At 69.9% G+C, this 17,066-nt stretch carries 15 protein-coding genes; 8 read left to right on the top strand and 7 right to left on the bottom strand.

Going from position 1 to position 17,066, the window contains the following annotated elements; genetic code table 11:
* Positions 1 to 7: 7 nt before the first annotated feature.
* Positions 8 to 607: a GNAT family N-acetyltransferase gene (locus GVN67_RS14030; protein ID WP_159996939.1), complete on the bottom strand. Its 600-nt coding sequence runs from the start codon at positions 605 to 607 to the stop codon at positions 8 to 10.
* A gap of 83 nt (positions 608 to 690) precedes the next feature.
* On the opposite strand from GVN67_RS14030, the gene GVN67_RS14035 reads away from it, so the two are divergent.
* Both GVN67_RS14035 and GVN67_RS14040 read left to right on the top strand, forming a co-directional pair.
* The gene (locus GVN67_RS14035; protein ID WP_159996941.1) at positions 691 to 2,205 is read left to right on the top strand and encodes a PLP-dependent aminotransferase family protein; all 1,515 of its coding nucleotides are present in this window, start codon (positions 691 to 693) and stop codon (positions 2,203 to 2,205) included.
* A 58-nt stretch (positions 2,206 to 2,263) separates the two neighbouring features.
* Positions 2,264 to 3,145, top strand: coding sequence for an ornithine carbamoyltransferase (locus GVN67_RS14040; RefSeq protein WP_159996943.1), 882 nt, complete (start codon positions 2,264 to 2,266; stop codon positions 3,143 to 3,145).
* 21 nt (positions 3,146 to 3,166) lie between these two features.
* On the opposite strand, the gene GVN67_RS14045 is transcribed toward GVN67_RS14040, so the two are convergent.
* Complete coding sequence (locus tag GVN67_RS14045; RefSeq protein WP_159996945.1) at positions 3,167 to 4,252, bottom strand: DNA glycosylase AlkZ-like family protein; 1,086 nt, start codon at positions 4,250 to 4,252, stop codon at positions 3,167 to 3,169.
* Positions 4,249 to 4,908, bottom strand: coding sequence for a glutathione S-transferase family protein (locus tag GVN67_RS14050; protein WP_159996947.1), 660 nt, complete (start codon positions 4,906 to 4,908; stop codon positions 4,249 to 4,251). The genes GVN67_RS14045 and GVN67_RS14050 overlap by 4 nt, the downstream gene beginning before the upstream one ends.
* 163 nt (positions 4,909 to 5,071) lie before the next feature.
* Here GVN67_RS14050 and GVN67_RS14055 point away from each other — a divergent pair, with 163 nt between their 5' ends.
* Together GVN67_RS14055 and GVN67_RS14060 are read left to right on the top strand one after the other, a co-directional pair.
* Positions 5,072 to 5,749, top strand: coding sequence for an ABC transporter ATP-binding protein (locus tag GVN67_RS14055; protein WP_159996949.1), 678 nt, complete (start codon positions 5,072 to 5,074; stop codon positions 5,747 to 5,749).
* The gene (locus GVN67_RS14060; RefSeq protein WP_159996951.1) at positions 5,743 to 6,915 is read left to right on the top strand and encodes an ABC transporter permease; all 1,173 of its coding nucleotides are present in this window, start codon (positions 5,743 to 5,745) and stop codon (positions 6,913 to 6,915) included. Before GVN67_RS14055 ends, GVN67_RS14060 begins: the two co-directional genes overlap by 7 nt.
* On the opposite strand, the gene GVN67_RS14065 is transcribed toward GVN67_RS14060, so the two are convergent.
* Positions 6,869 to 7,096, bottom strand: coding sequence for a hypothetical protein (locus GVN67_RS14065; protein WP_159996953.1), 228 nt, complete (start codon positions 7,094 to 7,096; stop codon positions 6,869 to 6,871). The genes GVN67_RS14060 and GVN67_RS14065 overlap by 47 nt on opposite strands.
* Positions 7,097 to 7,259: 163 nt before the next feature.
* Between GVN67_RS14065 and GVN67_RS14070 the strand changes: the two genes are divergently transcribed.
* The 3 genes from GVN67_RS14070 (at position 7,260) to GVN67_RS14080 (ending at position 13,758) form a co-directional block, all read left to right on the top strand.
* A complete protein-coding gene (locus tag GVN67_RS14070; protein WP_159996955.1) occupies positions 7,260 to 8,729 on the top strand; it encodes a TolC family protein in 1,470 nt (489 codons plus the stop codon).
* The gene (locus GVN67_RS14075; protein ID WP_159996957.1) at positions 8,726 to 10,786 is read left to right on the top strand and encodes an HlyD family efflux transporter periplasmic adaptor subunit; all 2,061 of its coding nucleotides are present in this window, start codon (positions 8,726 to 8,728) and stop codon (positions 10,784 to 10,786) included. Before GVN67_RS14070 ends, GVN67_RS14075 begins: the two co-directional genes overlap by 4 nt.
* 149 nt (positions 10,787 to 10,935) lie before the next feature.
* Positions 10,936 to 13,758 carry a TrlF family AAA-like ATPase gene (locus GVN67_RS14080; RefSeq protein WP_235035298.1) on the top strand — a complete coding sequence of 941 codons (2,823 nt, stop codon included), beginning with the start codon at positions 10,936 to 10,938 and terminating at the stop codon, positions 13,756 to 13,758.
* Between the two features lie 161 nt (positions 13,759 to 13,919).
* Here the strand turns inward: GVN67_RS14080 and GVN67_RS14085 are convergent, their stop codons facing one another.
* Both GVN67_RS14085 and GVN67_RS14090 read right to left on the bottom strand, forming a co-directional pair.
* Positions 13,920 to 14,894, bottom strand: a complete 975-nt coding sequence (locus GVN67_RS14085) for a LysR substrate-binding domain-containing protein (protein ID WP_159996959.1) — start codon at positions 14,892 to 14,894, stop codon at positions 13,920 to 13,922.
* Between the two features lie 68 nt (positions 14,895 to 14,962).
* Positions 14,963 to 15,100, bottom strand: a complete 138-nt coding sequence (locus tag GVN67_RS14090) for a hypothetical protein (RefSeq protein WP_159996961.1) — start codon at positions 15,098 to 15,100, stop codon at positions 14,963 to 14,965.
* Positions 15,101 to 15,316: 216 nt separating this feature from the next.
* Here GVN67_RS14090 and GVN67_RS14095 point away from each other — a divergent pair, with 216 nt between their 5' ends.
* The gene (locus tag GVN67_RS14095; protein WP_159996963.1) at positions 15,317 to 16,552 is read left to right on the top strand and encodes an MFS transporter; all 1,236 of its coding nucleotides are present in this window, start codon (positions 15,317 to 15,319) and stop codon (positions 16,550 to 16,552) included.
* On the opposite strand, the gene GVN67_RS14100 is transcribed toward GVN67_RS14095, so the two are convergent.
* A partial coding sequence (locus tag GVN67_RS14100; protein ID WP_255430395.1) for an amidase family protein occupies positions 16,553 to 17,066 on the bottom strand: 514 nt, incomplete at its 5' end.

Below are 17,066 nucleotides of genomic sequence, written 5' to 3' on the forward strand. Positions count from 1 at the left end.
CGGCCGCTTACCGCGGCTTCTCCAGCTGCCAGGTCAGGTGCGAGCGCACCGCCGGCCATTCGCCGGCGATGATGCTGTAGACGCAGCTGTCGCGCAGCGTGCCGTCCTTGGCGCGCTGGTGGTTGCGCAGCACGCCGTCCAGCCTGGCGCCCAGCCGCTCGATGGCGCGGCGGCTCTGGTGGTTCATGAAATGCGTGCGCAGCTCCACCGCCAGGCAGTCCAGCGCCTCGAAGGCATAGCCCAGCAGCAGCAGCTTGGCCTCGGTGTTCAGCCCGCTGCGATGCGTGGCGCGGGCGTACCAGGTGGAGCCGATCTCCAGCCGCGGCCCGGCCAGCTCGATGTTCATGTAGGTGGTCTGGCCGACCACCCTGCCGGAGCGCCGGTCGATCACCGTGAAGGGCAGCATGGCGCCCGCCGCCTGCAGCGCCAGGCGGCGGGCGATCTCGGCGGCCATCGCCTCGGGCTCCGGCACGCTGGTGTACCAGAGCCGCCACAGCTCGCCGTCGCGGGCGGCGTCGCAGAGCGCGTCGTGATGCGCCGTCTCCAGCGGGACCAGCGCGACGAGGTCGCCCTGCAAGGTGACGGGAGCAAGCGGGGTGGCAGCCATGGGCGAGGATCTCCTGAGGTCTTTCCCCTAGCGCCCACTGGCCCCATCCCCTAGGTCCACTCTTCTTTCGGTTATCAGTCCACATGCCGCGCCTGCCCGCCCCGCCGCTCTGGAACAGTTTTGCGCTAGACCCCGCCGGCGGGCTGTCGCGGCAGGAGCAGATCGTGCGCCATGTCCGCCAGGCGGTGCTGTCCGGCGCGCTGCGCCCCGGCGACCGGCTGCCCTCGACACGGCAGCTCGCCGAGGAGCTCGGCCTGGCGCGGCAGACCGTGGTGCTGGCCTTCGACCGCCTCCTCGCCGACGGTTTTTTGGTCATGCGCCCGGGGGCAGGCACCTTCGTCCCGGCGACCCTGCCGCTGCCCGGGCCGGAGGCGCCGCCGGTCACCACCCCCGACGGCCCGGCGCCGCGGCTTTCCGCCCGCGGGGAACGGATCAGAAGCCTGCCGCTGACGCCGCTGCGGCGCGAGCCCGGCCTGCTCGCCCCCGGCCTGCCGGCCCTCGAAGGCTTTCCCTGGGCGGTCTGGGGCCGGCTCTCCGCCCGGCTCTGGCGCGGCGCCGCGCGCGACCACCTGGCCTATTCCGACCCCGCCGGCCTGCCGGTGCTGCGCCAGGCCATCGCCGCGCATCTGGGCGCGACCCGCGGCCTAGTCTGCACGCCGGAAGATATCGTCGTCACCTCCGGCTCGCAGCAGGGCATCGACCTGGCGGCGCGGCTGCTGCTGGACCCGGGCGATGCCGCCTGGGTGGAAGACCCCGGCTATGTCGCCGGCCGCAGCGCGCTGGAGGCCGCCGGCGCCCGGCTGGTGCCCGTGCCCGTCGATGCCGAGGGCATCGTCGTCGCCGAGGGCCGCGCCCGGGCCCCTGGCGCGCGGCTGGCCCTGGTCTCGCCGGCGCACCAGTATCCGCTGGGGGTGGGCATGTCGCTGGCGCGGCGGCTGGCGCTGCTGGACTGGGCGGCGCAATCCGGCGCCTGGATCGTCGAGGACGATTACGACGGCGACTTCCGCTATGGCGGCGCGCCGTTGCGGCCGCTGCGCGCGCTGGGCGCCGGCCAGGCGGAGCGCTCGGTGCTGCATCTGGGCACCTTCGCCAAGATCCTGGCGCCGGGGCTGCGGCTGGGCTTCCTGGTCGCCCCGCGCGGCACGGCGGAAGCCTTCACCGCCGCCCGCGCCCTGGTCGACCGCCAGCCGCCGGGGCCGGCCCAGGCGGTGCTGGCCGCCTTCATCGCCGAGGGGCATCTGGCCGCGCATCTGCGCCGCATGCGGGCGCTCGCCGCCGAGCGGCGCGGCGCCCTGCTGGCCGCGCTGGAGCGCCATGCGGCGGACGACCTCGACTGGGGCGGCGCCGGGCCGGAGATGGGCCTGCACCTGGCCGCGCGCTTGACGAAGAACCCGCCCCCCGGCTTCGACCAGGCGGTGCAGGAGGCGGCGCGGGCGCGTGGGCTGCAGGTGCCGGCGCTCAGCCGCTATGCCGTGCTGCCGGGCAGCACGCCGCAGGGGCTGGTGCTGGGCTATGGCACCACGCCGACCGCGCAGATCGACGCCGCGGTGCAGCGGCTGGTCGCGGTGATCCGCGCGCTGCGGCGCCATCCCGGCTGACGCCGCCGCCAAGCCAGGGCAGGATGGCGCGCGAGGCCAGCCAGAGGACGCCGCCGCCATGTTCCCGATCGCCGGGCGCGACCTGCTCGCGCTGGACGACCTGCCGCCCGACCAGATCATCGCCATCCTGGAGCGCGCGGTGGCGCTCGCCCGCTTCTGGTCGGCCCGTCGCATGCCGCAGAGCCTGGCCGGGCGCCGCCTGGCGCTGGTGGTCAATGATGGCGGCTGGCGCAACACCTCGGCCTTCGACCTGGGCATCCAGGCGATGGGCGGGCTCTGCGTGCCGGTGCCGCTGCGCCTCGACCAGCGCGAGGCGATCCCGGATCTCGCAGGCTATCTCGACAACTGGTTCGACGCCGTGGTCTGCCGCGCGCCGGGCCTGCCGGCGCTGCGGGCCCTGGCCGAGGCGGCGGTGGCGCCGGTGATCAATGCCCGCACCCGGCAGAACCACCCCTGCGAGGTGCTGGGCGACCTGGCCTGGTACACCCAGCGCCATGGCGGCATCGGCGGCATCACCGTCGCCGTGCTGGCGCCCGAGGGGAACATCCTGGGCTCCTGGCTGGAGGCGGCGGAGGTGCTGCCGCTGCAGGTGATCCAGCTCTATCCGGAGCGCTGGCACCTGCGCGGCGCCGGGCTGCCGGCGGGCTTCCGCGCCACCACCGACCTGGCGGCGCTGCATCAGGCGCAGATCATCGTCACCGATTGCTGGCCCGAGGGGGTGGCCGCCGGCGACGAGGCGCTGCTGCGCTACCAGGTGACGGGCGCCATGCTGTCCCGCCTGCGGCCCGACACCGCCTTCCTGCCCTGCCCGCCGGTGACCCGCGGCCAGGAGGTCTCGGCGGATGCCATGCTGCACCCGGCCTGCCGCGTCGTGCCCGCCAAGGCCTTTCTGCTGCACGCCCAGAACGCGCTGCTGGAATGGGTCTTCGGCCGGGTCTGAGACAGGCCGTGGCCGCGCGGCTCAGCCGGCCAGGAAAGCCTCGAAGCGCGCCAGCTCCGCGGCCAGGGCCTGGTCGAAGACCTTGGCGCGGGGGCGGGCTTCGGCGAAGCCGAGCTCCGCTTGCAGGCGGTTGTCGACAACCGACAGATTGGCCCAGCCGATGACGCGGTCGGCCCAGAGCAGCGGCAGCGCGTAATAGCCGAAGCGGCGCAGCGGCGGCGGGGTATAGGCCTCGAAACGGTATTCCCAGCCCCAGAGATGCGCGAAGCGGCGGCGGTCCCAGACGATCGGGTCGAAGGGCGCCAGGATGCGCACGTCGCGCGGCACGCTCGGGTTCTCGTCCAGGAAGCCGGCGGGCCAGGCGTAGCGCTCGCCCGCGACCTCGGCCTGTTCCATCGCGCCTTCCCGCAGCAGCTCCGCCAGCACCGGCGGCAGCAGGCCGAGCCCGGGGTTGCGCCGCGCCATCAGCTGCAGCGCGCCGCGCAGGCTGGGCAGCGGGGCGGGGGCCAGGATGCGGGCCAGCAGCAGCACGGCCTGGCGGGCGCGCTCGGCGGCGGGCAGGGGCGGCGCGCTGGCGGAGGCGGCCAGGGCATAGACGCGGATGCCCTCCTGCCGGTGGCTGACGCGCAGCAGGCCGAAATGCTGCAGGCTTTCCAACGCCCGCGTCGTCGCCTGGGAAAACCCGCCCCAGCCATTGATGGCGCGCTGCTTGCCGAAGGCGGCTTCCAGCGCGCGCGGATGGCAGGGGCCATGGGCGCGGACATAGTCAAGAACCTCGGCGGCCAGGCCTTGCGGCAGGTGGCGGCCATCGGCGGCCTCGGCGTCGTGACGGGGGTGCAGCAGCGCCTGGGTCGCCGGCGGCATGAAGCCATAGGCATGGAGGAAATCCTCCTCCAGGCCGAGGCGGGGGAAGCGGCGCTCCAATTGCCCGGCGCGATAGCCGCGCACGCGGTGGCGCAGGATCAGGTCCTGGGCGCGGGCGGGGGCGCGGATCGGATCGGCCTGGACGAAGCCCAGCCGGGCGATGGTGGCGCCGAGCTCGTCCAGGCCGCCCAGCGTCGCCCGCCGCGCCTGGGCGCGCAGCCAGCCGGGATCGGGCTTCGTCACGCGGGCGCGCCCTCCCCGGCGAAGGGGAAGAGATGCCAGTAGGGCCGGGCACGGTCGCGGATGGCGGCGATCGAGGGCCGCGCCTCCAGCCGGTCCAGATAGTTTTGGACATTGGGGAAGCGGCCACCCAGAGGATGGGTCCAGCTGGCATAGAACAGCGCCGGGGAGGCAGCGCAGTCGGCCAGGGTGAAGTCGGCGCCCGCCGCCCAGCCGGTGGCGGGAAGAGAATCCTCCAGCCAGGCATAGGCGGTGTCCAGCCGGGCCCGCGCCTGGGCGACGCCATGCGGGTCGCGCTGGCCCTCCGGGCGCAGGCTTTCGAAGACGATCGTCTGCTGCGGCGTCATGACGTAGTTGTCGAAGACGCGGTCGAGGAAGCGGACCGGCAGCGCTGGCTTCGGGTCGGCCGGCAGCAGCCGGTGGTCGCCCTGGCGCAGGCCGAGATGCTCGACGATCACGCTGGCTTCGCGGACCAGCGCCTCGCCGTCGCGCAGCAGCGGCATATGCGCGATCGGCCACAGCCGGGCGAATTCGGCGCCGTTCTCCGGCGTGTCCGAGCTCATCAGCCGCCACTCGAACGGGATGGAAAGCTCCTCCAGCGCGATCAGCGCCTTCTGGCAATAGCTGGACAGCGGATGGCCATAGAACAGCAGCGACATGGCAGCCTCCCCGGGAGTCGCGCGATGCCCTCAGGGCTGGCCGGGATCGCCGTGCCGCGCAAGCCCCGGCGGCTGCCCGCCGCGCCGGTTTTCCGGCGAAATTTACCGTTGCCTGCCGGCCGCTTCCGGTTCATGCCGCCAGGGCATGCTGCCATAGGCCCCGATGCTCGAGCTCGTCGATATCACCCGCAGCTTCCGCGTCGGCCCCGGCACCATGCCGATCCTGCGCGGCGTTACCCTGCGGCTGCAGGCCGGGCAGCTGGTCTCCATCATGGGCGGCTCGGGCTCGGGCAAGTCAACGCTGATGAACATCATCGGCCTGCTCGACAAGCCGACCGGCGGCGCCTACCGCATCGACGGCCAGGACGTGCTGCAGGCCGAAGCCCGCGCCTTGTCCCGCCTGCGCAACCGGCTGATCGGCTTCGTCTTCCAGTCTTTCTTCCTGCTGCCGCGGCTGAACGCCTGGCGCAACGTCGCCTTGCCCCTGCAGTATCGCGGGCTGCCGGAGGCGGAAGCCAGGCGCCGCGCCATCGCCATGCTGGGGCGGGTGGGCCTGGCCGACCGCACCGAGCATATGCCGGCCATGCTGTCGGGCGGGCAGAAGCAGCGGGTGGCGATCGCCCGCGCGCTGGTCGGCGAGCCGGCGGTGGTGCTGGCCGACGAGCCAACCGGCGCCCTCGACCCCAAGGTCGCCCAGGAGATCATGGAGCTGTTCCTGTCGCTGAAGCGCGAGCTGAACGTGCTGATCCTGATCATCACCCACGACCCCGGCGTCGCCGCGCAATGCGAGCGCCGCCTGCTGCTGGCCGAGGGGCTGATCGCCGAGCAGGCGCCATGCTGAGCCGCGTCGTCGCCGAGGCGGCCGCCAACCTGGTGGCGTCGCGGCAGCGCTCGGTCCTCGCCCTGGTCGGCATCCTGATCGGCGCCGCGGCGGTGATCGCCATGCTCAATATCGGCGCCATCGCCCGGCACGAGACGGTGCGGCAGTTCCGCCAGCTGGGCACCGACGTGCTGACGCTCCGGGTCGACGCGCCGACCGGCCTCGGCAGCTTCCGCCTGGCCGATGTCGAGGCGGTGCCGCAGGAGATCCCGGCGGTGCTCGACATCGCCCCCTTCGTGCTGGGCGGCGGCACGCTGCTGCATGAGGGCATGACGGCGATGGGCACGCAGCTCGGCGTCAATGCCAGCTTCGCCTCGGTGGCGCGGCTCGCCCTGCGCGAGGGGCGCTTCATCTCGGCGCATGACCGCTTCGAGCTCTACATGGTGCTGGGCCATGGGCTGGCGCAGCAGCTCTCGGCGCCCTACGCCCCGTTGCGCGTCGGCGCCTCGCTGCGGCAGGGGCGCTATGTCTTCACCGTCATCGGCATCCTGGCGCCGGTGCTGCAGAGCCCGATGATGCCGGTCGATGTCGACGGCACCGCCTTCGTCTCCATCGCCAATGTCCGCCGGCTGATGCCCGACCCGCAGCTGTCCATGGCGGTGGCGCGCATCCATCCCGAGGCGGAGCCGGAGGTGGTGATGGCGGCGCTGCAGCGCTACTTCGCGCCGAAGCTGCGCGACGCGACGCTCGGGCTGCAGAGCGCGAAGCAGCTGCTGGCGGGGATGCAGTCGCAGATGCAGCTCTTCACCCTGCTGCTCGGCACGGTGGGCGGCATCGCCCTGGTGCTGGGCGGCGTCGGCGTGATGAACATCATGCTGGTCTCGGTCGCCGAGCGGAAGCGCGAGATCGGCGTGCGGCTGGCGATCGGCGCCGCCCCCGGCGACATCCGCCTGCTGTTCCTGGCCGAGGCGGTTATTCTTTCATTGGTCGGCGGCGCGCTGGGGGTGCTGCTGGGGTTGGGCGGCGCCTATGCCTTCGCCGGCGCCTCGGGCTGGGAATATATCTTCTCGCCCAGCGCCGCGCCGCTCGGCGCCGGCGTCTCGGTCGCCGTCGGCATCTTCTTCGGCTTCTACCCCGCCGTCATGGCCGCGCGGCTGGACCCGATCGAGGCGCTGCGGTCGGAGTAGCGGGGCCATCCAGCATGATCGGCGCGCCGCCGGTGGGCTCGGCGATGCCGGGCACCGGGAAGGCGCCCGGCTGGAAGGCCATGTCGGGGATGATGGGCGGCGCGCGCAGCACCGCGGGCTCCGCGCAGCCGGCCAGGGCGGCCAATGCCGCCAGCCCGATCCGTCCCGCCGCTCGCCGCATGCCCGTCTCCCGCCGCAGGCCTGAGACATGCCCGCATTCGACCCCCGCCGCAATCCGCGGCAGCCCCGATGCGCGGGGCGAAAGCGCCATTGCATCCGGGGTGCCCGGAATGGGATACGGAAGCTTGGCGGCCCTGGCCCGCGCGAGGAGATGGCTTTTGTCGATGCGGCTGCCGGGCGCCCTCTGCGCCTTGCTCGTCCTGGTGTCCGGCGCCGCCCCGGGGCAGCAGGCCCACGCGCAGGCAACCCAGGCCGCCGCGCGCCGCGCCCCGCCCGAGGCGGTGGCCATGACCCTGCCGGAGGCGGTCTTCCTCGGCCTGCGCAACAACCGCGCGATCCGCAGCGAATACCTGCAGCGCATCGCCGACCGCTTCGCGCTCCACGTCGCCGAGAGCAGCTTCACCCCGCGCCTGTCCATCGCCGGCAGCGCGACGCGCGGCCGCACCGCCGGCGTCAGCGGCACGCAGCTCAGCCTGGGCCCGGTGGTCACCGTCGACACGCCGACCGGCGCGCGCTTCACCATGTCCTGGCTGGCCGGGCAGACCAACACGCGCGGGACCGATTCCATCGCCCCCTCGCAGCTCGGCCTGCAGGTGATCCAGCCGCTGCTGGCCGGCGGCGGCATCGACTACGCCATGGCGCCGCGCCGCATCGCCCGCATCGCCGAGCGCAACGCCCAGCTGCGGCTGAAGGCGCAGGTGATCGACCAGGTCAGCCAGATCGTCACCGCCTATCGCGCCCTGATGCAGGCGCAGGAGCAGGGCCGCATCGCCGAGGAAAGCCTGAAGCGGGCGCGCGACCTGGTCGAGGTCAACCGCCTGCTGATCGCCGCCGGCCGGCTGGCGCAGATCGAGCTGGTGCAGTCCGAGGCGGCGATCGCCCAGCAGGAGCTGTCGCTGGTCGCCGCCACCAACGGCACCGAGGCGGCGCGGCTGGCGCTGCTGGCGCTGATGGGCATCGACCCGGGCTCGCGCATCTGGGCCAGCGAGCGGCCGGCGGCCCCCTCCGTCCGGGTCGAGATGGACCGCGCTTTGGGCACCGCCTATGCGACGCAGCCCGGCTATCTCGGCCAGCTGCTGGCCATCGAGATCAACCGCATCAACCTCGACGTCGCCCGCAACCAGCGGCTGTGGGACGTCTCGGCGGTGGCCGGCATCGGCCAGCAGGCCAGCCGCACCCAGCTGATGGAGACGATCGGCGCGCTCAGCACCGTGCGCTCCGACTTCAACCTCGGGCTGCAGCTCAATATCCCGATCGGCTTCCCCTCGCGCGAGCAGCTCGAGGTCAATGCCGGCGTCGCGCTGCGCCAGTCGGAGCTGGCGGCCGACCAGGCGCGCGACAATGTCCGCATCCAGGTCGAGAACGCGGTGCGCGGCATCGAGGCGCAGCGCCGCCAGGCCGAGCTCGCCCGCCGCGCCCGCGAGCTGGCGCAGCAGCAGCTGGAGGCCGAGCTGCTGCGGCTGCAGGCCGGGCGGTCGAGCAACTTCCAGGTGGTCTCCTTCCAGGGCGCGCTGCAGCAGGCGGAGAGCACCGAGCTCGGCGCCGTCATCGCCTATCTCAACGCGCTGACCACCATGGACCAGGTGCTGGGCACCACGCTGGACACCTGGCGCATCACCCTGAACGAGCCGTGACCCTGTCCCACGATGACCTCGCGCGGCACGCCGCGCTGCTGACCGGCTGCCGCCGCGCTTTTTTGTCAGTTGGCGGCTCGTTGGCCGCCGGCTTCGGCGAGGTGGCCGAGGGGGACAGCGATTTCGCCGCCCGTGTCGCGGCGGAGGGCTTCGTCGAGGAGACGGCGCCCCGGCTCCGCGCCGGGCTGCGGCTGGAGGGGGCGGGGGGTGCGCTCTGCGTCGCCGACGATGCCGCCCGCGCCCTGACCGGGGCGCAGCGCACCGAGCTGCGGGCGCTGGCCCGACAGGCTGCCGAGGCGCTGGTGGCGCAGGGCGCGCTGGACCGGCTGGACCTCGACTTCAACGCGGCGCTGGACAGCCTGTCCGACGGGTTGCTGACCATCGGTGGCGACGGCGCGCTGCGCGCCATCAACGCCGCCGCCGCGACGATGCTCGGCGTGACGACGGCGCGCGCCCTCGGCGCGACCCTGGAAAAGATCCTGCCGGAGGAGGGGGGCGACGCGCTGCTCGACGCCATCCTGGCGCCGATGGATGCCGAGGCCGCCGCCCCCGACCGCCAGGTGGTCGGCTTCCAGGGCCGGCGCCTGGCCGTGCAGAGCCGCGCCTATCGCCTGCGCATCGGCCCCGAGGCCGGGCGGCTGGCGCTGACCGCCTCGCTCAGCGACGTCACCGAGACCGAGCGCCTGGCCGAGGCCGAGGCGGCGCTCGCGCGCGACATCGCCGCGCAGCACCGCGCGCTGCAGACCGCCTATCTGCAGCTGGAGCAATCGGCCGCCCGCATCCGCGAGACCGCGCGCCGCATCCGCGTCACCCGCATCGCCGGCGTGGCCGGGCTGGCGCTGCTGGTGGGCGGGCTCGCCGCCTACAGCCTGTGGCCGGCGGCCGACTGGGGCGGCGCCGCGCCGGTGGTGGCCGATGGCGGCCTGGCCCTGGCGCCGCAGCCGGTCTCGGCGCGGATCGCGGTGGTGGGGCTGCTCGATGCCGGGTCGCTGGTCAGCGTCGTCGGGCCCTTCGACGGGCTCGTGCAGCAGCGGCTGTTCCGCTATGGCGGCCAGGTCGAGCGCGGCGCCGCGCTGCTGCAGCTCGACCTCAAGGATGTCGAGGTGCGGCTGCGCGAAGCCCGCAGCGCCGAGATCCGCGCCCGCCAGAAGGTGGCCGAGCTGCGCGGCTGGCAGACCGGCTTCGAGGTCGCCCGCGCCCGCCGCGCGGTCGCCGCCGCGCAGCTGGAATCCGCCGACCTGGCGGCGCGCGCGGCGCAGACCCGGCTGCTGCTGTCGCGCGGCATCATCGCCGCCGACGAGCATCGCGCCCTGGTGCAGCAGCAGCGCAGCCAGCAGCTGCAGGCCCAGGCGGCGCAGAACGACCTGGAATCGACGCTGGCCCGCGGCGACGCGCAGACGCTGCACATCGCCGAGCTGGAACTGGCCAATGCCGAGGCGAAGGTCGCCGAGCTGGACGCCGACCTGGCCCAGGCGACGGTGCGCGCCCCCGTCTCCGGCGTCGTGCTGATGCCGCCCGAGCCCGCCGGCGGCGGCCGCCGCGCCGAGACGATCGAGGTGGGCTCGCGGGTGTCGCGCGGCCAGACCATGTTCACCATCGGCGCGCTGGAAAGCTTCCAGGTGCGGGCGCTGGTCGACGAGATCGACGTCAACAAGGTGCGCGTCGGCCAGGCGGTGGCGGTGACCGGCGACGCCTTCGGCGGCATCACGCTGGCCGGCCGCGTCACCGCCGTCGCCGCCCAGGCCGGCAGCGATGCCGGCGGGCGCGGCACCATGCCGAGCTTCCCGGTCACCGTCGCCATCGAGGGCATCGCGCCCGAGCAGCGCCGCCAGCTGGCGGTCGGCATGTCGGCCAGCCTTTCGATCATCACCTACGACAAGCCCGACGGCTATGTCGCGCCGCCGCACTTCGTCCATCTCGACGGCGCCGGGCAGCGGGTGATCCGGCTGCGCCGCGATGGGGTGGTGCGGGAGGTGCCGGTGGAGCTGGGGATCTCGACGCCGGAGGGGATCGAGCTGCGGGGGGCGCTGCAGCCGGGGGATGTGGCGCTGCCGTAGGGTGGGGCGGTTGAGTGAGTTTTTTCCGCCAGACTGCGTTGGTTTCTCGAGGAAGAAACAATTCAGATATTCTGGACTTGATCTACCTAAGTCAAAGCATTCTAATCCCCAGATAATTCTGAATTTTAGAAACTTCAGCATTGGCACAGATGGGGAAGCGAAAATTATCCATGGATAAAGGTGCACATTTCTATCGCTGTGATTTTCAAGTACATACGCCGCGCGATCAGAATTGGAATGGGCAGAATGCAGTAACGACTGAGGAGAGAGATGCCTATTCCAGAACTCTAATCCAGAATTGTCGCGATCGTGGATTACACGCTATCGCCATTACTGACCATCACGACATGGCTTTCCTGCCCCACGTTCAGCGCGCTGCGCTGGAAGAAACGGACGCGGACGGAGATCCGATTGCGCCAGAAAAACGCATAGTTATCTTTCCGGGCATTGAGCTAACGCTTGGGGTGCCGTGCCAAGCTATCCTACTGCTGGATGCCGACTTTCCGTCAAATATGTTCGTGCCTCTTCTGACAGCGTTGTCGGTGAATCCACCGCCAAATGACGAGCCGAGGAACGGGAACGTCGCTCGTATCGACCATATTCATTCATTTGGCCAATTGAAAGAAAATCTTGATCGAAATGAATGGTTAAAAGATAGATACATAATACTGCCAAATGTAAGCGGTGAAGGGAAATTCTCTCTACTTCGATCAGGGCAGATGGGTAAATATATTGAAATGCCGTGTGTGGGCGGATATCTTGATGGAGGTATAGAAAAAATCAAACCTGGGTTACTGAACATTATTGGTGGAAGAGATCATCATTGGGGTAATAAGCGTATCGCCTGTATCCAAACTTCGGATAATCGTCACGAGGATCACCGCGATCTCGGAAAGTATACGACATGGATAAAGTGGGCGACCCCAACAGCGGAAGCGCTTCGCCAAGCATGTCTCGCACAGGAATCGCGAATCTCTCATGAAACTCCGCAAATGCCGACATTGGCCATCGCTTCGATCAGTGTCAGCAATTCGAAATTCTTGGGCCCTCTCGATCTCGCGTTCAATAGTCAATACAATTCACTGATCGGCGGGCGAGGGACAGGGAAATCAACATTACTTGAGTATTTGAGGTGGGCACTTTGTGATCAGCCTCCGCATGTGATGGATGCAGACACTCCGAACTATCAGGCAAGGCGCGCAAGGCTGATAGAGGAAACATTAAAGCCGCTCGAGGCAACTGTTGACGTTCGCTTTGAGCTGAATGGTGTTCCGCATGTGGTGCGCCGATCCAGTGTCGACGGCACGATCAAACTGAAGATTGGCGGCAACGACATGCGCCCCTGCGCCGAGGATGAAATCCGCTCGCTGCTTCCCATTGATGCCTACAGTCAAAAGCAGCTTAGCGACGTGAGCGTGCGCTTAGACGAGCTTACCCGTTTCGTAACCGGACCTATCCGTGGCGAGCTTAATCGTATTGATCAAAGCTTAGCTGACCATGCGGAGCGCATTCGGCAAGGCTACGCCACGCGGCGCCGTCAAAGCACACTCGAATTGTCACGAAACAAGATCGAGCTTGAACACCGCTCTCTTAGCCAGCAAGCAGATGCCGTTCGCCTAGGGCTGACCGGATTATCCGAAGAAGATCGCGCCTTGCTGGACCGCGGTAAGATGTTCGAAGCAGCAAGCGCCACCAATCAGGCTTGGTTAACTGCCGTCGCCAGAATGCATGATATGCTCAGCGATTTGCGCGATACGGCGAGAACCAGTCTTGCCGGATTGCAGCCGCCGCCTTTGGATCCTCATAGCACGGCGCTAGGATCTGCGTTCCTGGAAGTTCAACAGTTCTTCGGTAGCTTGGAAGCGATGACCACAAGCGCTATCGGTCAAGCCGACGAGATGATCGATTCCGGCTACCCTCGCACCGGGTCAAACCCGTGGATGGAATGGCAGCAGGAGCATAGAGCCTTTAAGCTTACATATGACGCTGCTGTGCATAAATCTTCGTCGCACACGGAGAAGCTGGCTGAACTGCATCGCCTCGAGAAATTAGCGGCCCACACCGCACGAAGCGTTGCCAAGCTTAGCGAAGAGATCCTGATGCTTCAGGCTTCTGAAGCTTCATACCTCGCCGATCGCGCAGCCTGGGTAAAATTTCTTGACGAACGCGACGATTGTTTTGAGACGCAGTGTGCGGCTCTGACTGTTAACTCCAAAGGACTAATCCGAGCCTCGGTGCGCCGTATGGCCTCCGCCGACGACTTTGTCAGTGCCCTCAAGCAAGCAATGGCAGGGTCGCGAGTTCCTTCGGCAAAGCTGGAGGCGATTGGCGTAGCTATTGCTGAGCCCTCTGCTTCAAAAGATTTGTGGAGAGCCGTCCTTGCCGAACTTGAGCTGCTGGCCGAGCATGACCCAGAACATGATGGGGCGGAACGTAGCCCCGATGCCAAAACGTTAAGAAGGATTGGTCTGTCCGCGTCCGATCTTGAGCGGATTGGTAGGGCTCTCAAGCCGGATCAATGGCTGGCCCTCTCGCTCGTTCCAATCAAGAGCGTGCCCACCTTCGAGTACCGCTCGCGTGAAGACGAATATCTGCCGTTCAACAACGCGTCGGCCGGACAACAGGCTACTGCTCTGCTCCAGACCCTCCTTGCGCAGGGAACCGCTCCGCTGATTGTCGATCAGCCCGAGGAGGATCTCGACAATCCGGTGATGCTCGAGATCGTCAGGAGCATCTGGAACGCGAAACAACGTCGGCAGATCATCTTTGCCAGCCACAACGCAAACTTGGTCGTCAATGGCGACGCTGAGCTTGTCGCGTGGTGTAACTACCGCGCTCCTGGTGACCAATCCCGCGGAACTATTGAAGGCGCTGGCGCGATCGACATGCCGGATGCGCGCGACGCCATCAAGCGCATCATGGAGGGTGGTGCTGCCGCGTTTAACTTGAGGAGAGAGAAGTACGGCTTTTAGCAAGCCGGCCGAGGTTTCAAAGCGATGCGGGCAGGCAGCTGGCAGACTGGCCTAACTATTGTCAGCCGCTGGTTGGTGACGACATCCTGGACGAAACGATTACTTTCTAATCAGGCTCCTGCTCCTGTCCAACCGTGTGCCTCTCGCCCCAGACACTCCGTCTACCCCCGCGGTAGCGCATCCCGCTGCGTCGACGGCCGGGCATGCACCGTCAGCGTGCCCGCGCTGGCCAGGGCGTCGAGCAGCAATTCCCGCAGCAGGCGGATGTCGCGGATGCGGCCGAAGCTCGGGCGGTGGATCAGCGCCAGCTGGCGTTCCGGCGAGCTGCCATGCACCAGGCGATAGGCCACCATGTCGTCCAGCAGCGACCCCACCTGCACCGCCAGCTGCGGCAGCAGCGAGCAGCCCAGCCCATGGCCGATCATCTGCCGCAGCGTCTCCAGGCTGGCCGCCTGGCGGCCGCCCTGGACGCCGCGCCCGTTGCGCAGCGCCTGCGGGCAGCAGGCCAGTGCTTGGTCGCGCAGGCAATGGCCTTCGCTCAGCAGGATCAGGTCCTCGACGGGCAGGTCGGCGAGCTCGACGCGCTCGACCGCGGCCAGCGGGTGGTCGCGCGGCACGGCCAGCACCAGCGCCTCGCGGAACAGCGGCAGCGCGGTCAGGGCAGGGTCTTCCACCGGCGTGCTGGCGATCACCGCGTCCAGCTCGCCGGCTTCCAGCGCGTGGATCAGCGGGCGGGTCATGCCCTCGGTCAGCACCAGCTGCAGCTTCGGGTAGCGGGCGCGCATCGGCGCCAGCAGCAGCGGCAGCAGGTAGGGGCCGAGGGTGGCGATGACGCCCAGGCGGAAGGGCCCGGTCAGCGGCTCGGCGGCGGCCATGGCCAGCTCCCCCAGCCGGCGGGATTCGGCCAGGATGACGCGGGCCTGGGCCACCAGCGGCGCGCCGGCGGCGGTGACCAGCACGCCGCGGGCGCCGCGCTCGAACAGGGTGACGCCCAGCGTTTCCTCCAGCTTGCGCAGCTGCGCGCTCAGCGTCGGCTGGCTGACATTGCGCGACTGCGCCGCCTTGCCGAAATGCAGGAACTCGGCGACGGCGACCACGTAGTCGAGGTCGCGGATATTCAGGCCTGCCAGATTCATGCGCGCGATAATCCTGCTGCGCCGCCGCGAATCGCCGGCTGGTCCGGGGCCGCGGGGCGCGGCGCCGATTATGCGCCGGTCGGCGCCGGCCGCGAAGGCGAAGCTGACGCCTGGGGTGCCGCCACCGAGGGACCCAGCAGGCCGCCCGGCGCGGTGGCCATCATCAGCGTGACGGCGGCGGTCAGCAGCAGCAGGGTGCGGGTCATGGCGGGGCTCCTTCCGGGCAGCGGGTCTGCGATGCCCTGATCCTGACGCCGGGTTCGGGGTGCCGCCATGCGATGGGCTCTATCGCCGCGATAGGTCCCCCCTCTGGCCCCGCGACCTCTGGCGCGGCCGCGTCCTTCGGGGGATGCTGCCGGGCAGAGGGGGAACCGCATGACCAGGACAGCAGCGCCGGCTGCCGGCCGCGCGCCACGACGCGCATGACGCCGCGCAGCCCGGCCTTCGCCCCCTTCGCCATCCGGAGCTATCGCTTCCAGTGGTCGGCCGACCTGATGACCTCCTGGGCCTTCGAGATGGAGACCCTGATCCTCGGCTGGTACATCATCGTCCAGACCGAGTCGGTGCTGCTGGTCACCCTCTTCGGCTCGCTGCAGTTTTTGGGAACCCTGGTGGCGCCGCTCTTCGGGCTGCTGGGGGATGCCATCGGCCATCGCCGCGTGCTGGCTGCGATGCGGCTGTCCTATGCGGCGATCGCCGTGGTGCTGGCCGTGCTGGCGCTGACGGACAGCTTGACGCCGCTGCTGGTGCTGGTCGGCGCCGGCATCGCGGGGATGATCCGGCCTTCCGACATGGGCATCCGCAATGTGCTGATCGGCGAGACCATGCCGGATGACCGGCTGATGAGCGCGGTCAGCCTGTCGCGCATCACCACCGATTCCGCCCGTGTCGTGGGCGCCCTGGCGGGTGCCGGCACCGTGCTGGCGCTCGGCATGGGCGAGGCCTATCTCGCCGTCGTCGCCTGCTACCTGGCCGGGCTGGCGCTGACCTTCGGCATCGCGGTGCCGGCCCGCGCGGCGGTGCGCGCCGCCAGCAACCCGCTGCGCGACCTGGCCGAGGCCGCCCGCGCCGTCTGGCAGGCGCCGCCGCAGCTGGCCGCCATGCTGATGGCCTTCCTGGTCAACCTGACCTGCTATCCCTTCAGCCTCGGCCTGCTGCCCTATGTGGCGCGCGACATCTATGGCGGCAGCCAGGCGTCGCTGGGCTACCTGGTGGCGGCGGTGGGGGCGGGCAGCATCCTGGCCTCGCTGCTGCTCAGCAGCCTGGGCAGCCGGGTGAAGTCAGGGCGGATGATGCTGGTCTTCAGCCTGGTCTGGCACGGGCTGGTCATGCTGTTCGGCCAGGTGACGACGCTGTCCGGCGGGCTGGTGATCCTGCCGCTGATCGGGGTGGCGCAGATGCTCTGCACCCTGCCGATGTCGGTGCTGCTGCTGCGCGGCGCGCCGCCGGGGCTGCGCGGGCGGATCATGGGGATGCGGACGCTGGCCATCTACGGGCTGCCGGTCGGGCTGCTGGCCTCGGGGCCGCTGATCGGCGGCATTGGCTTCCCGGCGACCACGGCGCTGTATGGCGGCGTCGGCATGCTGGCGACGCTGGCGGTGCTGGTGTTCTGGCGCCGCCACCTCTGGCCGGAGGCGGCGCCAGGGAACCACGGATAATCAGGCCTGGGCTTTTTCCAGCGCCCGGGCGGCGCGCAGCACCAGCGCCTCGCCGAACATCGGCCCCACGACCTGAAAGCCAACCGGCAGCTTGCCGACGGTGCCGCAGGGCACCGAGATGGCCGGCTGGCGGCTGAGGTTGAAAGGCCAGGTGAAGGGCGTCCAGTCGTACCAGTCCGGGAAGCGCGCCTTGTCCGGCGTGTTCACCCCGGCGGCGAAGGGCAGCACCGGCAGGGTCGGCGTCACCAGCAGGTCGAAGCTCTGGTGGAACCGCTGCATCGCCTGGCAATGCGCCCGCGCCGCATCCTGGGCGCGCTGCAGCGCCGACGCCGTCAGCTCCTGCGCCGAGACCACCAGCTCCAGCAAGTCGGGCTCGATGGTCTGCAGCCCGGCGCCGTCCACCGGCGAGAGCGTCGCGGCGAAGGCGGCGCGCCAGATGACGTCGAGCGGGCCGCGAAGGGGTGAGAAATCGAGATCCACCTCCTCGAGGATCGCCCCCGCCCGGCCCAGCGCC

It is taken from the genome of Roseomonas sp. 18066, assembly GCF_902706185.1.
Lineage (GTDB): Bacteria > Pseudomonadota > Alphaproteobacteria > Acetobacterales > Acetobacteraceae > Pseudoroseomonas.